This is a genomic window from Aliivibrio finisterrensis (assembly GCF_008933155.1).
GTDB lineage: Bacteria > Pseudomonadota > Gammaproteobacteria > Enterobacterales > Vibrionaceae > Aliivibrio > Aliivibrio finisterrensis.
Genome location: NZ_WBVP01000088.1, coordinates 1 through 670, shown reverse-complemented (window position 1 = coordinate 670; position 670 = coordinate 1). Strand labels below are relative to the sequence as shown.

General features: G+C 39.0%; 1 protein-coding gene. It reads right to left on the bottom strand.

The window, feature by feature from the left end:
• The coding region (locus F8B77_RS17355; RefSeq protein WP_151656908.1) for an ISAs1 family transposase at positions 1–670 on the bottom strand (670 nt) is incomplete at both ends.

The following is a 670-nucleotide window of genomic DNA, read 5'->3' as shown; positions in this document are numbered from 1 at the left end:
ACCACGAGCAGAATGAGCAAAGCTCTCTGCATCTAATTCAGCAGAGCTTATATAGTAACGAATACTTACTTCACCTGCTTTATCGTCACCTTCCATTCGATGTGAAACAGCAATACCAAGTGTTTTTAACTCTGGCCATTCCAGTGCTAAATCAACAAATTCATCGAAAGGTTCACAAGTGAAGTACATTCTTTTTTCTGTTCTACCGTGTGCTTTTTCTTCTGTAGAATAGCTTGGGCCATCATACTTACTTAAAGTAACAACATTGAAATGTTGATTAAACGCTTCGTTTAATCTGCCTTGATTCCCCTTAACCGCAAGAAGATAATCTCCTTTTTGATCAACGATTTGCTGTGCTATTTTAACTTGGCAACCCATCGCATCAATTGTCACTATTGCGTCTTTAACATCAAGTAGTTTCAAGAGCTCTGGTATCGCAGTGATCTCGTTAGACTTTTCTTCTGTTTTAACTTGACCAAGAACGACACCATACTCAACAGCGAAGGCGCTAACCATATGAACCAGGCAAGATTTTCTTTCTTTATCGTAAGTACCACGAAGAGATTTACCATCAATCGCAATTGTCTTTATACGACCATCAACATGCTCAATCGATTCTTTCATCCATTGAGCAAAACAAACTGAAAACTCATCAGGGTCGACCATACTC